Source organism: uncultured Polaribacter sp. (assembly GCF_947501385.1).
In the GTDB taxonomy this organism is placed as follows: Bacteria; Bacteroidota; Bacteroidia; order Flavobacteriales; family Flavobacteriaceae; genus Polaribacter.
This window is the reverse complement of sequence record NZ_CANMVP010000005.1, coordinates 38420-52718: the sequence shown is the minus strand read 5'-3', so window position 1 is coordinate 52718 and position 14299 is coordinate 38420. Positions and strand designations below refer to the sequence as shown.

Annotated in this window: 6 protein-coding genes; 1 reads left to right on the top strand and 5 read right to left on the bottom strand. The window is 32.8% G+C overall.

Going from position 1 to position 14299, the window contains the following annotated elements; translation table 11 throughout:
- Positions 1-44: 44 nt before the first annotated feature.
- The 5 genes from Q0998_RS04445 to Q0998_RS04425 form a co-directional block, all read right to left on the bottom strand.
- Positions 45-329 (bottom strand): VanZ family protein, encoded by a 285-nt coding sequence (locus Q0998_RS04445; protein ID WP_299666802.1) that lies wholly within the window; start codon positions 327-329, stop codon positions 45-47.
- Between the two features lie 58 nt (positions 330-387).
- Positions 388-768 carry a glycine cleavage system protein GcvH gene (gene gcvH, locus Q0998_RS04440; protein WP_299666800.1) on the bottom strand — a complete coding sequence of 127 codons (381 nt, stop codon included), beginning with the start codon at positions 766-768 and terminating at the stop codon, positions 388-390.
- Between the two features lie 27 nt (positions 769-795).
- Positions 796-7965 (bottom strand): cell surface protein SprA, encoded by a 7170-nt coding sequence (gene sprA / locus Q0998_RS04435; RefSeq protein WP_299666798.1) that lies wholly within the window; start codon positions 7963-7965, stop codon positions 796-798.
- A gap of 4 nt (positions 7966-7969) precedes the next feature.
- Positions 7970-8551 (bottom strand): Holliday junction branch migration protein RuvA, encoded by a 582-nt coding sequence (gene ruvA / locus Q0998_RS04430; protein ID WP_299666795.1) that lies wholly within the window; start codon positions 8549-8551, stop codon positions 7970-7972.
- 242 nt (positions 8552-8793) lie between these two features.
- On the bottom strand, positions 8794-11076 hold the full coding sequence (locus tag Q0998_RS04425; protein ID WP_299666793.1) for an NADP-dependent malic enzyme: 2283 nt from the start codon (positions 11074-11076) through the stop codon (positions 8794-8796).
- A 746-nt stretch (positions 11077-11822) separates the two neighbouring features.
- On the opposite strand from Q0998_RS04425, the gene Q0998_RS04420 reads away from it, so the two are divergent.
- Complete coding sequence (locus Q0998_RS04420) at positions 11823-14288, top strand: DUF5686 and carboxypeptidase regulatory-like domain-containing protein (protein ID WP_299666790.1); 2466 nt, start codon at positions 11823-11825, stop codon at positions 14286-14288.
- Positions 14289-14299: the final 11 nt, after the last annotated feature.

Genomic DNA, 14299 nt, shown 5'->3' with positions numbered 1-14299 from the left:
TTGCTAATTTAATTAAATTATTGTGTTCAATACAAGTCTTTTTGTTAATTAACGAGAATTTTTTTAGAAATCTGATTAAAAATCAATAAACCTAACAATACTCCTGTAGTATTTGCAAGAACATCTAAATAATCTCCTGTCCTATAATTTGTTACTGTGTGTTGTAAAACTTCAATAATTATGCCAAATAAAATACAAGATAAAACAACAATATATTTCTTAGTATTTTTTTTATAGAATGTAAACAACCAACAGATAGAAAGCACAAGATAAGCAAAACTATGCTGCCACTTGTCTATATGACTAACAGTAATATTGAATTTTGGCACTTTTATAAGACTTAAATACAAGATACTTAAAGTCACCAATATTGAAATAACTAGGATGTTACCCTTCAATAAGTTTTTGATATGTCTTAGCATCTAATAAATCATCTATTTGTGAGCTGTCTGATATCTGGATCTTAATCATCCAACCTTTGTTATAAGGGTCTGAGTTTACCAATTCTGGCTCGTCTTCTAATGCTTCATTAAAGGCTACCACTTCTCCAGATAAAGGCATAAACAAGTCAGAAACTGTTTTTACAGCTTCTACAGAACCAAAAACTTCTCCTTCTGCTACAGTATCGTCTAAAGTATCTACATCTACGTAAACGATGTCTCCTAATTCTCCTTGGGCAAAATCTGTAATTCCTACAGTTGCCGTATTTCCTTCTATTTTAATCCACTCGTGATCTTTAGTGTATTTTAATTCTGATGGAATGTTCATGGTTATAAATTTTATAATTGTTAATTGTTAGTTTCCTCCTAAATTGTAGATAATATTAAACCCACCATTTATTGCCTGTCTTGGAAAGGTGGTAGAAATAGCATATCTAGATGTTTGATGATTGTAATAAAATGATGCGGTTAAACTACTACTCAATCTATAATCGGCTGTAAATTTAATAGAAAATAATCTTTGTCCGCCACTAATTTGATTATTATCTTCATCAACAGCTCTAATTTGTGTTAAATTATCTCTTAAAGAGACATCTGCTCTTAAATTAATATCCCCTTTTAAGGTTTGTTTTTTCCCTGTAAAACGAGTATTTACCTTTACATCTTTAAAAATATAACCCATACCAACAATATATTCTGTGCCTTTAATATCTGTTAACGTACTGTTGTTAAAATTCATGGTTAAGGTTCTGTCTCTTTTAATTTCTCCTCTTAGAGAAAAAGAATTTTTCATTTTCATGTCTACTTTTACCAAAGGGGAAAATTCATCAACCAAAGTAACCGCAGAAACTAAAAGTTCCGTTTCGTAGTTTCCTGCAACATTTGTTGTTGAAAAAGGATTGCCAGCATCATATTGTAAATTATTTGTAAAACTAGAAACAGTGTAAGAAGATCTATATCCATGTGAAACCACAAAGTTGCTAAAGTTCTTTTTGAAAAAACCGAGTTTCATAAAACCGTTGTAACGTAATGTCCAGTTAGGAATTGGAATGTTTCTAAATAAACTAGTATTTACATTATCTGGATCTTTACCAGAATACGCAGCCATAAAAGCGGGTAGTAAAACTTGCTGACTATTTTCTCCAAAACCAGCAATTGGTTGCCCATTTTCTGTTGCCAACCTATTTGCAATAATACCTCTATACGCTCTCATTGTTTCAAATAAGGCATCGCTATCTGTAAAAGCGGTTGCAATCATAGAATGACTGGTACTAAAGTTTCCTGTTTCAAAAGCAGGCGCACTAAAATCTAAAGCACCATAGTCTGAACCATCTTCTACAATATCTAATTGTTGCGAGAGATCTCTTGTTTGAATTTTGTTTCCTCTAACATCTATATTTAGATCTTTAAAAGGTTTTACCGTAAATGTGTAATCTAATTTATTATAATGCGTTCTGCTATATGTTTTGTTATAGTATTCGCTATCATCAGGGTCTCTTGGGCCAACCAACCAACCATTTTCTAAAGCTTTTGTTCTAATATCTACTTGACTACCAAAAGCAAATGATGTTGGTGCACCACCTAAAAATCCAACATCTTGTGTATAGCCAGGTAAAAATTGTCCGTTATTTTCAGAATAACTTACTTTACCTTGTTTTACAGATGTTACCACATCGTACACACCTTTTAAAATTTGTTTCCCAATAGGTAATTTTTTCTTTTTGTTGACTCTTCCAGGAGCTGGAGGTAAGCCATTTCCAGGAATTCCTTTTTTATTTTTTCTTTGGGTTTTTGAAAGTAATAATTTTTCAAACCCTAAACTTTTGTAAAATTTCTCGAAAGTAAAAGTGGTATTTAAATTGTGTGTGTTTGCATTTTGAACAACATTACCAACTAAATCTACATAAGGAATGTCAATTCCCTCAACTTCAATGGTACTTTGTGCAGCAGCTTGCCAATCAAAATCTGCGGTGTATGCATAATCTGCTTTTATCCAACTTAAAAAAGGAATTTTGTCTATGGGTAATTGATAGGTTAAGTTTAATTTTTGATGGTAATGGTTGGCTCTTCCGGTATTGAAAAACTCATCAAAAATTTGAATATCATCATTAGCACCAAACGTATCATAAATATAACTATTAGTGGCATTGAAATTTACCGTTAATGATTTTGTTAAATCAAAGCCCACTGTATAATCCCAATCAAATAAAAACCTTCGTTGTATTAATTCTGGTTGTTCAGACAAACCTGCGACTAGATTTCGAGATTGTTGTTCTGTAAAATTTCTATTAATTCTCGAATTTAAAGCAACCGTAGAAGGAATAGGGTTGAAGTTAAAATCTTTGATCAATTTTAAATATTTGCTCTGTAAAAAGCTGATGTTTTTAAAGGGCTCTATCGATTTTGGTTCAAATTGATAATTATAAGTTGCACCAGCAGTTACGTTTTCGTTGATGTACTTTTTAATATTATAATCTCTATGAAATTCTTTATTATGAGCATAAGAAACAGCTATATTTTCAACATCATAGAACTTTGGTTTTTTTGTTGAATTCGGATTTCTATTCTTTTTTACATTGATAAAACTAATACTAGTTCTTTTGGTGTAGTCTTGAGAATTATTAATATTTTCTAAGGCTTGATCTCTTTCAGTACTTGCTGGTTGATTCTCAAGAAAATCTTTTGCTTCTGCAAATTCAACATCTTGATATTGAGGATCAAATTTTGGATCTATAAATTTCTCGCCAACACTGTAACTCATGGGCAACTGAATTCCCCAGTTTTGAGGCGTTAAAACTTTTCCTAAATTAATAGTCGTGGCAACATCATATTGTCTTGTTTCATCTAAACTACGTTGGTTTACTCTGTCTTCTACATTACCAAAACCTACGGTAGACATGCTTCCTGCTAGAGAAACATTGGCAACATCTGCAAAATTTGCATCTGCATTTACCACTGCAGCCCAACCCCCATCATTATCAAAACCAGCAGAACGCAATTCGTTAAACCAAATTTCTGCACTTTTAGCAGTTAAAGAGGTGTTTTTAATACCCAACATTATGGTTCTTAGTTGTGCTAAAGTTGGGTTTCCTCTTACACTAATTGTATACGGCAAACCTGCTTCTTGTTCTGTAGATGTATAAATCTTATTAATTGGTGCAATTACAGAGCCAAGAGCATCTCTTTCTAGTTTTACTTTTCCAAAAGATTCTAAAAATGCATCTAAATTGTTGGCTTCTGGCCAAATATCTAAGGCAGAAGTTCCGTTTTTAGTAACGGTTAATGGCAATTCAATTTGATAGAAGTTCTCAGTTAAATCTGTTCCTAATCTAATAATTGCCGAAAAATCTCCATCATTTACAGGAGATTCCCCTTGATTGTCTTGCAAGTGCATAAACATCTTTAAACGCTTGAAACGTCTTAGATCTACACTAATATTTTTATAAATTGCTCTGATTTCATCTTCCTCTAACCTGCTTACTTTTAAGGTTACAGATTGTTCATTTTGTAATTGAACCGTTGTACTTCCTTGCAAACGCTCACGCTCAATTCCTGGAGGTTGTATATAGCTACCTTCATTTTGTTCTATACTTACCACACCTACTTCAAAATCATTTAACTCGTCTTGTGTTAATTCTCTGTCTGGATCTATCGCTGGGTCTAAAGTTCTTACATAACGTCTCCAGTCTCCACGTACCAAATCTAATTCACCAAAACGAATCACTACAGGCATTCTAAAATTGGTTAAAAACATTCTTACAAAACGAATACTATTAAAATCTGAAATACCATTTATAGGAGTTCCACTTCTAATTGGTACTCTAAATTGATACCATTTTGTTTCTTCTGTATTTCCGTTTTCTAAGGTAACAGTCGTTGTTTTTTCATCAACAACATAGCCTACACCTTTTCTTAGATCTGCTTGATTCATAGAGACTTTATACTCATAATAACTTTCTACAGTATTCATGGTTTGATCTCTGTTGATGTCTTCTGCATCTGGATATGTTGTAGAGGAAGTTGGATAAGCTTCTCCTGATTGATTTAGCGTTGGTGAGTTACCTTGGGTATTGTTAAAATCTTTATATCGTGTAATTAAAGAGGCGTTAATGGCATCTAAATTACCGCCTCTAAAAAATTGAAAATTATCTGCTGCAGGATCACTTAAGTTTTCATAACTGGTTCCTTTAACTCCATCTAATTCACTTTCTCCGGCATCATCTAAACCGTCAAAACCAATATCTTGGTTTGTTCTGGCTTCATCTTCTTCGTTAAATGCATAAATAATGGATGGGTTTCTAGGAACATCTCCCCAAATGGTGCTGTTTACATTGACGCCATCAATTTTTACACCATCTTCAGGCAAACCGTTTTCGTACATTTTACGGTTGTCTTTTAAAATATCTTCAGAAACACTTCCTAAGTTGATGTATAAATCTCCTACTTGATTGGCAGGATTGTTTGGATCAATTCCTTGAGGTAAACCTTCTTCTTCTGTTAGAGAATAGTTTTGGTAGGGATCCATAATCCAAAATTGAATGTATTCTACATTTGCCTGGTCAAAATTATTTGTAGTTAAAGGACGCATAATTCCACCCCATCTCGTTTCAGGATTTGGTAGTGTTACTTTATCATCTTGAATAATAGCAGTCGGGTCATAATTATACGAACCTCTTTCTTGCGGAAAATAAGCCAAATCTAAGGTTCTAACCAAAGAATTTTGAGTAATGTCTAATTGTACATTAGGAAATAACTCTCTATAATTAATTTGTCTTGTTTCTGCTCTAGAAAGCTCATCTGCATCTACACTAGCAGGTGTATCACCAACACCATAAAATATTTGATCTACACTATACCACGCTAATTTTCCTCTTTTATAATTGTAAGATAAATCGTCTCTTTCTCCATTAAAATTAGGAAAGTATTTGGGGGTACTTGCTTCGTACCAATCTAATGCAGATAAAATGCTAATAGGTACTTGAGAAGCTTCAAAATCGTCTATATAAGAGGTGGCTGCACCAGTCACATCAATACCACTGGGTGATCCAGGAATTAAATAGGCCATGTCTGCCTTTACAGATAAATTAGAAGGTGCATCTGTATCTACAAAAGGTAATTTATTTGCGAGTTTTGTAAAAAATGGAACTTCTGTAGCGTAATTAAAGTTAAAACCCAGCATGGTATTGTTTATCGGTTCTGCACCAAAATTAACTTTCGGTGTGAGGGGTCTTTCTTCAATATTTAAAATGGTGGCTCCTACAATAAAATCATCAGAAAATTTATGCTCTACATCAACGCCCATAAAGGTTTTTCTTTGTTGATTAAAGACCGCATTGTTTTCTGTAGAAACACTAATGGGCACTCCAGAAGCTTGCAAACCAGGATCTATAATTTGAACTCTACCAGCTAAATAATCTACCACATAATCTACACCTTCTACCAATTGTCTTCCACCAGCAGTTACTCTTACAGAACCTCTTGGAACGTTGAAGGCTCCAATAGGAATTCCGCCAGAATTTTCTGATTTAAAATATCCTTTTAAGAAATATTTGTCTTTGTTTTGAAAGTTATTTTTAATGTTGATTTTTGTATTTAAATACAATTCTTTAAAAAGATACGTAGCATCTGCAGGACTGGTTAATTCGTCTTCTAAACCATCTCCAAAAGGTTCTGGTTCTGGAAAAAAGATGTATCCATTTTCTGAATTCACAGTAATTCCTTCTACATAATCGAAAAACCCGTCTGGATCTCTTGATTGACTTTGGTCTAACTGATCTAAATTTAAAACTTGTAATAATGGTAAGGTTGGAATACCTGGTGTTTGTGCATTTTGTAAAACGTTAGAAGGAATGCCTGTTTGGTCATCTCTATATTGAATTTCGAATCTGAAACCATCTTGTGTTAAAGGAAATGCTCCTAATGCATACACGTTTTTCATCATTAAACGCCATGTAGGAAAAGATTCTTCACCACCACTTCCATCATCTCTTTTGGTTTGTAAAATTTCACTACGTAATAATTTTACTGCTAAATTTTCTGGTGCTTGAATACCATCATTAGAAAATTCACCCACTTTAAAAGAGTTTTTAGTACTTCCGTTTACGTTACCCGCAACGGTATATTCATAAGCAACAGCTAAAACTTCACCATCATTTAGTCTTCTGTTTAAAGAAATAAAACCCAATTGTGAATTTAAACGATATTCATTTTGCTCTAACTTTCTTGCATTTTCTAACACGGAATAATCAGTTCCGTTTTGCATATTAAACTCGCTAGCTAACGTTTGTTCTACATCAGATACATCTCTAATTCCGCTTAAAATATTTGGTTCATAAATATTGTTAGATTCATTTGTTGGCAAAGCAACACCACTTACTGTTGGAGGTGAACTTGGTTGTACCGTATTTGGACCATTTGCTTCATCCACATAATTGTTTTTATTCGGCTCACCAATATCTGCAAATGCAACAATACTTCTAAAATCTTCTGTACTTGCATTTCTATTGGTAATCCAAACTTCGATTCTAGTAATGTTAATTGGGCTGTTTATTAGCGGATAATTTTTTAATGCATCTGCATACGTATCTACAAAATATTGTGATAAGAAAAAGTGTCTGTCATTATCATAATCTGTAGTTCTTAACTCAAATTGTTGAATAGAAGCGCCACCTTCTGCAACTACGGTTTTACTTTCAGAGTTTTGTTGCGAAAAAACAGCGGTAACATTGGTGTTTCCAAATTTTAAATCTGCCTTAACACCAAATAAACTTTGTGCACCGTTAATTAATGAGTTTTTAATAGGCATAGAAACGTTACCCGCTTCTAGGCCTTGAATAATATCATCTTCTGTAGGTGTAAAACCGATTTTCACTAAATTTTGAAAATCGAAAGATGCCTGTGTATCATAATTTGCAGTAAATTCTAATCGTGTACCCACCTGCGCACGAATACTTGCGTTTATTTGTTGATCAAAATCGAAGGTAAAATTACTTCTGTTTTCTTCGGAAATTTGAGGATTTTCTGTGTTTTGATAAATAAAACCAAGTTTTAAATTTAAACTTCCGGTTGGGGTTACTTTCACTTCTGTACCGCCAAAAATAGTTTCAAAAAAGGAATTGTTTACATAATAAGTGGGTAGTAAATCTTTTTGAGCGTCTTTTGCTCCTTTTTTCTTACTATTTGTTGCGCTTACCTTGTCTTTAAAATATTGCAACATATCTCGTTTTAAACGGTATTGCTGATATTCTCTAGGAGATAAATAAATAGGAGTTCTTGTGTAATAGTTTCCTATTTTTTCAACAATTACATACTTATTTAAAACTTTATCAAAAATAATTTCTTTCTCAGCTAAGTCATCTAAATACAAACCTCCTTTTTCGGTACTGTTAAAGTTATAACGCAGCTTTACAGAGTCTTTTTCAACATTTGTTGAATCTTTTTTCGTGTTATTTTGAGCATACGTAGATACGTTTACTGCAAGAGTAATAAATAAAAATAAAAAGGTACTTTTAAAAAATGGACTCAATGGATTATAAACTTTTTAAGGCTAATTTTATGATTTTCTCTACAGAAGCATCTTTGTTTTCCTTTAAAATAGCAGCCACCAATTTGTCTGACTGTTTTCTTTGAAAACCTAAAACATCTAAAGCAGATAACGCTTCATCTTTATTAGTATTGCTTGCAGATATAGAAATTGTATCCATATCAAAAGTCTTTAAAATTTTATCTTTTAAATCTACAATAACTCTTTGTGCAGTTTTAGCACCAATTCCTTTTACAGATTGAATTAATGCAACGTTTTCTGTAGCAATAGCATTTTGAATTTCTTCTGAAGTCATAGAAGAACACATGGTTCTTGCAATACTTGGGCCAACACCAGAAACAGAAATTAAAAGTTTAAAAACCTCTCTTTCTGTTTTGCTGATAAAACCAAAAAGTGTGTGTGCATCTTCGCGAATAGAAAGATGTGTATATAAAACTACGGCTTCGCCTTCTGGCAAACTAGAAAATGTATTTAAAGAAATATGCAATAAATACCCAACACCATTGCAATCTACAACAACTTCTGTTGGACTTTTTTCAACCAACCTACCCCTAACTTGTGTTATCATAAAAATCTTTTCAGGCTTCTAAAGTACTATTTTATATTTGTTGTTGCCTAATTTTTTAAAATATTGATAAAAAAGGAAAAAGAAAAGAGATGAAAGAAATTAGAAAAGAGACCAAATTTATAATTTGGTCATAAAAAGTCTTACATCAATCGTCTTTTAGCGAAGCGATCTTTTGTCAATTTTCCTTCCAATTCCCAACTTCTAACTTCCAACAGCAACTGTCTACTGAGGATAAAATTACCCTACTTTTTATTCCTTTTTTCTTTTTGTTGTGCATCTACTACTGCCAATGCAGCCATATTTACCATCTCATCTACACTTGCTCCCAATTGTAAAATATGTACGGGTTTGTTAAAGCCTAAAATTACAGGACCAATAGATTCAGCTCCTTGAACTTGCTTTAATAATTTGTAGGTAATGTTTGCAGATTCTAAGTTTGGAAAAATTAAAACATTCACTTTTTTTCCGTTCAATTTAGAAAAAGGAAACTCTTTTGCTAGCATTTCTGGATTCAGCGCAAAATCTGCTTGCAACTCTCCATCAATCACTGTGTTTGGAAAATGACGATGGGTATACGCAACCGCTTCTCTTATTTTTTTAGAAGTTTCTGAATTGGAAGATCCAAAATTAGAAAAAGACAACATCGCAATATTTGGTTTCATACCAAACATACTTGCAAAGTTAGCTGTCATTTGGGCAATTTTTGCCAAATCTTTTGCTGACGGATTTTCATTAATTGTAGTATCTGCTAAAAATAAAGGACCTTGTTTGGTCAACATTAAATTACAGGCTGCAATTCTTGAAACATCTTTGTCTTTTTCTATCAACTCTAACATCGGCTTCACCACTGTTGGATAAGGTCTAGAATATCCTGTAATTAAAGCATCTGCTTCTCCTTCATTCACCATCATTGCTGCAAAGTAATTACGCTCTCGCATTAATTTTTTTGCTTCAGAGAAAGTACGTCCTTTGCGTTGTCTATTTTTCCAATACACCTCACCAAAACGTTTTCTTCTTTCTTTTTCTTCGTCAGTTTTTGGATCTATAATTGGCACATCTGCTGTAAAACCAATTTCTTCTTTTAATGCTAAAATGACTTCTTTTCTTCCTAATAAAATAACCTTACATAGCTTTTCTTCATATACTCTTTGTGCGGCTTTTAGAACATCTAAATGATCTGCTTCCGCAAAAACAACGCGTTTTGGATTGCTTTTTGCTCGGTTGTGTAGCAATCTAATTTCTTTACTTCCAGAACCAGAACGCTCCATTAATTCTTCCCTATACTTATCCCAATCTGTTATGGGTTCTAAAGCGACGCCAGAATCTATAGCAGCTTTGGCAACTGCTGGAGGGATTTCATAAATTAATCTTGGATCAAATGGTTTTGGAATGATGTACTCTTTTCCATAGGTTAAACTTACCTCATCATAGACAATATTTACTTGCTCAGGAACCGATTTTTTTGCTAAATCTGCCAAAGCATGCACTGCTGCAAGTTTCATTTCTTCATTAATTTTGGTAGCTCTAACATCTAAAGCGCCTCTAAAAATAAATGGAAAACCAAGTACATTATTTACTTGATTAGGGTGATCTGATCTACCCGTGGCCATAATAATATCATCTCTTGTGGCAACGGCGATGTCATATTCAATTTCTGGTTCTGGATTTGCCATTGCAAAAACAATCGGATTTTTCCCCATCGCCAAAAGCATCTTTGGTGTTACTACATTCCCTGTAGACAATCCAATAAAAACATCTGCATTTTGCATTGCTTCTTCTAAAGTTTCTAAATCTCTGTCTGTAGCAAATTCTGCTTTTTGTGAAGTAAGGTTGTCTCTATCTTTTCTGATAACACCTTTGCTATCACACATCACCACATTTTCTCTTTTTGCACCTAATTTTAAATACAAACGGGTACAAGAAATTGCTGCGGCTCCTGCTCCGTTTACAACGATTTGTACTTTAGAAAAGTCTTTTCCAGAAATATCTATCGCATTTTTTAGCGCTGCTGCAGAGATAATTGCAGTTCCGTGCTGATCGTCATGCATTACAGGAATGTCTAGCTCTTCTTTTAACCTTCGTTCTATTTCAAAAGCTTCAGGAGCCTTAATATCTTCTAGGTTGATGCCACCAAAAGTGGGTGCAATTGCCTTTACTGTTTGTATAAATAATTCTACATCTGTTGCGTCTACTTCAATATCGAAAACGTCTATATCGGCAAAGATTTTAAAAAGCAAACCTTTACCTTCCATCACAGGTTTAGAGGCTTCAGGACCAATGTCTCCCAAACCTAAAACAGCTGTTCCGTTTGTAATTACTGCAACTAAATTTCCTTTAGCGGTATATTTGTAGACATTGTTTTTGTCTTTTGCTATTTCTAAACAAGGTTCTGCAACGCCAGGAGAATAGGCCAAAGTTAAATCGTGCTGAGTGGCGTATTTTTTAGTAGGAACTACTTCAATTTTTCCTGGTTTTGGTTTTGCGTGATATAGTAAAGCTTCGTGTCTTTTTCTAGAATCGCTCATAATTTAATGGTTTGTTAGAACCTACAAATATATGGTTTTCAATCAGAGAGAAAACGAATTTTCTATTCTTTTAAGAATTGGATATTTCTTTATCAAATTGAAAATTGAGGTCTTTTTACGATTGAAATTTAACGATATGGTTTTATTATATGTAAACCCGTTGTGCATTTTGATAAATTCTGTCAATTCGAGCGATTATAATAACGTAAATTAGTCTATAAATATGTCTGTTCGAGCGCAGTCGAGAACTATTAATCTACTTGAAATCAGATAATTATATAAACACGTCAATGGTAGTGAATTTCACGATTGAATTAAGTGAAATTTGTATCGAGAATAAGAATTTTCGTTTCTAAACTAGTTCTCGATACGATTTTTTTATCAAAAAATCACTACCATTGACGTAGCTTGTAAGTTACTGTTTTACAAATTATTAATATATATCTGGTCGAGCGCAGTCGAGACCTTCTTTAACCTCTCGACTGCGCTCGAGGAGACATTACGTCATTCCAACCGCTTGATAAAAATTTTTCTCGGGTCTCGAACTGACATTTTGGAATACATTTAACTCAAAATGCACAACGGGTTATATGTAAGTTAAAAATGACTTTTTTGTTTAAGTTGAAGAATGTTATTGCTTTTGAAATGGTTTAAAAAATAAGAAGTCATTATGTTTGGTTTAACAATTTTTAAACATTTGATTGTAACAGAAACTTTATGTTTGCGTCTACTAACAAAACCAACCTATGAAAAAGTTTACATTCTTTCTTTTATTTTTTACCGCATTCGCTATAAATGCACAAATTAAAGGAACTGTTACCGATAAAAAAGGAGCACCACTTTCTTTTGTAAGTGTTTATTTAAATAAAACAATTAAAGGAACCACCACAAATGATAACGGAGATTATGTTTTGAACCTAAAAAAAACAGGAAAATATACCATCGTTTTTCAATTTATAGGTTTTACAACGGTAAAAAAGGAAGTAGCTATTACTTCATTTCCTTTTGAGTTGAATGTTGTTTTAGAAGAAGAAAATATTCAACTAGAAGAAATTATTATTTCAACAAAAGACAATCCTGCAAACAGAATTATTAGAAATGTAATTGCGAATAAAGATAAAAATACAGACAAATACTCGAATTACACCGCAAAATTTTATTCAAGAGGATTGACACGAATTAAAGATGCGCCAGAAAAGTTTTTCGGCCAAACGATGGGAGATTTTGGTGGAGGTTTAGATTCTACCAGAACTGGAATTATTTATCTGTCTGAAACATTTTCTGATATTTCCTTTCAAAAAACACCTGAAAATTTCAAGGAGAAAATTGTAGCCTCTAAAGTATCAGGACAAGACAACGGGGTTAGTTTTAACAGAGCAGAAAGATCCAATATTAATTTTTATGAAAACAGTATAGAAATTTTTAATGATTTGGTTTCGCCAATCTCTACCAATGCATTTAGTTATTATGAGTATAAACTGGTAGGGACATTTTATGAAAAAGACGGCAAACTTATCAATAAGATAAAGCTAATTCCGAAGCGAAAAAATGACCGTGTTTTTGATGGTTTTATTTATGTTGTTGAAGACGACTGGGCTTTATATGGTGCAGATGTTACCACAACAGGAGCGCAAGTAAACTTACCCATGGTAAATACCTTAAAATTAAAACAGAGCTTCAACTATTATGAGGGTATAGATGCTTGGGTTTTAAATACGCAAGCCATCGATTTTGATATTTCTATCTTTGGTTTTAAACCTAGCGGGAAATTCTCTTACGTATTTTCAGATTATAATTTTAAACCACAATTTGTAGAAAATACATTTACAAATGAGGTTTTATCATTTGAAGAAAATGCCACAAAAAAAGACACTGTTTTTTGGAATAAATTAAGACCCGTAGCTTTAACAAAAGAAGAAGTTACAGATTATAGATTTAAAGACAGTATAAAGGTCATTAGAAAATCTAAAAAGTATTTAGATTCTTTAGACGAGAAAGGAAATAAATTTGGTTGGTTAGATCCTTTAACAGGCTATACACACAGAAATTCTTATAAAAATAAATCTTTTTCTTATAATGGACCTTTACTTAGAACAGGTTTTAATACCGTACAAGGCGTAAATACTTCTGCTGGTTTTAGTTATTTTGAAGAAATAAATGAAGAAGGAAAATGGTGGAACGCAGGCATAAATGCTAATTATGGTTTTTCTGATAAACGCTTAAGACCTACTTTTTTCTTTGCAAAAAAATGGAATAATTTTACAAGACCTAGGTTGAATATTTCTGGGGGAATTGTAACGCGACAATTTAATGGAAGAGATCCTATTTTTAAGTTGAATAACACGATAACCTCTTTATTTTATAGAGACAACTATATGAAAATCTATGAAAAAACGTTTGCAAGAGTTCGTTATTCTGAAGAAATTCGAAATGGATTTTATTTTGCATCCTCTTTAGAATACGCAAAAAGAACACCGCTTTTTAATACCACAGATTATTCTTTTGCCAAACAAAGTACTAATGGTTATACCTCTAACAATCCTTTAGATCCTACAGATTTTACAAACGGCGCCTTTACAGAACACAATATTGCCACTTTAAATGTAGGAGCGACTTTTGTTTTCGGGCAAAAATATTTGACATACCCAGATAGAAAAGAAAATGAAGGTAATGACAAGTATCCAACACTAAGTTTGAATTATATAAAAAGATTTGGTGCGGAAAATTCCGCTTTAAACTCAGATGTTTTTATTGCAAATGTTAGGCAAGATCTAAATGCTGGTAATTATGGTAAATTCTCTTATCATTTGCGTGCAGGTGCTTTCGTAAAGAAAAAAGATATTGCATTTATGGACAATTTACAAGCCAATGGAAACCAGTTATTATTTCCAATCGATAGAGCATTAAACAGTTTTAATTTGTTAGAGTATTATAAGTATTATACAAATGATAAGTATGCAGAAATGCATGTAGAACACAATTTCAGAGGTTTTGTATTAGGTAAAATTCCGTTGATTAATAAGTTGAACTTCCACCTTGTTGCTGGAGGAAAGGCAATGTTTATGGCAGACAAGAATCCGTATACAGAATATGCTGTTGGTTTGGCAAATTTAGGTTTTGGCAAATGGCGTTTTTTACGTGTAGAATATGTAAGCGCACGGTATGGTGGCGTAAAAGAAAACGGATTTGTATTTAGAGCAAGTTTGTTTTAACTATTTTTGAA

Coding starts and splice junctions, on each gene's coding strand:
- gcvH (WP_299666800.1), bottom strand. CDS start 768: ATGAACATTCCATCAGAATTAAAATACACTAAAGATCACGAGTGGATT.
- ruvA (WP_299666795.1), bottom strand. CDS start 8,551: ATGATAACACAAGTTAGGGGTAGGTTGGTTGAAAAAAGTCCAACAGAA.
- Q0998_RS04425 (WP_299666793.1), bottom strand. CDS start 11,076: ATGAGCGATTCTAGAAAAAGACACGAAGCTTTACTATATCACGCAAAA.
- Q0998_RS04420 (WP_299666790.1), top strand. CDS start 11,823: ATGAAAAAGTTTACATTCTTTCTTTTATTTTTTACCGCATTCGCTATA.